Origin of the sequence: Sulfitobacter sp. 15WGC (assembly GCF_005068605.1) — a bacterium.
GTDB lineage: Bacteria > Pseudomonadota > Alphaproteobacteria > Rhodobacterales > Rhodobacteraceae > Sulfitobacter > Sulfitobacter faviae.
The window spans coordinates 1-1,079 of sequence record NZ_SZNL01000057.1 but is presented as its reverse complement, the minus strand read 5'-3'; the positions used below and the strand labels follow the sequence as shown (position 1 = coordinate 1,079).

Below are 1,079 nucleotides of genomic sequence, written 5' to 3'. Positions count from 1 at the left end.
GTAAGCGTTTCCTGCCGCCCACCTTCCGTCTGTCATGGTGATGGGTTCATTGGACCCTGTTGATTGTTGGACTGGATTTTCTCCATGGAGACTACATCGGAGGTTCTCCCGGTTGGCGGCCGGGGTCGTCGGAACCGGAAATGGCCGGATGAACTGAAAGCACGGATCGTGGCGGAGACGCTGTTGCCGGGCAGCACGGTGAATGCTGTAGCGCTGCGGCATGGTGTGCCTGCGAACCATCTGTCCTCGTGGCGGACGCTTGCGCGAACCGGACGACTGGTGCTCCCTGCGCCGGAGGATCCTGCGGAATTCGCGTCTCTGATCGTTGGACCAGTTGACGATGCCCCGCTTGGTAAAACTGGCGCGGAGGATCGGCCGGAGATTGTCATGGGCGCGGTCGTGATCCGGTTGGAAGCCGGGGCCTCGGCGGAACGGATTGTATCGGTCGTGCGCGGCTTGGAAGCCAACCCGTGATGTTCCCGTCAAACCGTGTGCGGGTTCTCGTCTCGACGCAGCCTGTGGACTTCAGGAAAGGTCATGACGGTCTGGCGGCGATCGTGTCGTCGGTGCTGCGCAAGGATCCATTTACCGGCACGGTGTTTGTATTCCGCTCGCGCCGGGCGGATCGGCTGAAGCTGCTCTACTGGGACGGCACAGGACTGGTGATGGCCTACAAGCGGTTGGAAGATACGACCTTCACCTGGCCTGCGATCAAGGACGGGGTAATGGCGCTGAACCACGCCCAGTTCGAAGCTCTGTTTGCCGGTCTGGACTGGCGGAAGGTCAAGGCACTGGAGATGCGCCCACCGGCTGCGGCAGAATGAATCAACCGGTGTCTTTTGCGTGTTTTTACTGTGGTTTTATCGTAGTCTCGCGGCATGATTGAGACGCCTGTCATTGACCTTTCCACCATCCCTGCCGCGCAGCGTGAAGTGGTTGCGACCTTGATGGAAACGATCACAGCGCTTCAGGATATTACCCAACGCCAACAGCATCTGATCGCTGAACTGAACCATGCCCTGCATGGCAAAAGGTCGGAAAAGCTGCCCGAGGATGAGCGGCAGCTGGCGTTCGAGGAC

At 59.8% G+C, this 1,079-nt stretch carries 3 protein-coding genes; 2 read left to right on the top strand and 1 reads right to left on the bottom strand.

Annotated elements, in window-relative coordinates; translation table 11 throughout:
- Positions 1-84 precede the first annotated feature (84 nt).
- Both FCK22_RS17925 and tnpB read left to right on the top strand, forming a co-directional pair.
- On the top strand, positions 85-474 hold the full coding sequence (locus FCK22_RS17925) for a transposase (RefSeq protein WP_136720749.1): 390 nt from the start codon (positions 85-87) through the stop codon (positions 472-474).
- Positions 474-824, top strand: a complete 351-nt coding sequence (gene tnpB, locus FCK22_RS17920; protein WP_136720748.1) for an IS66 family insertion sequence element accessory protein TnpB — start codon at positions 474-476, stop codon at positions 822-824. The genes FCK22_RS17925 and tnpB overlap by 1 nt, the downstream gene beginning before the upstream one ends.
- Positions 825-860: 36 nt before the next feature.
- Here tnpB and FCK22_RS19140 read toward each other — a convergent pair.
- The coding region (locus tag FCK22_RS19140) for a hypothetical protein (protein ID WP_211243593.1) at positions 861-1,079 on the bottom strand (219 nt) is incomplete at its 5' end.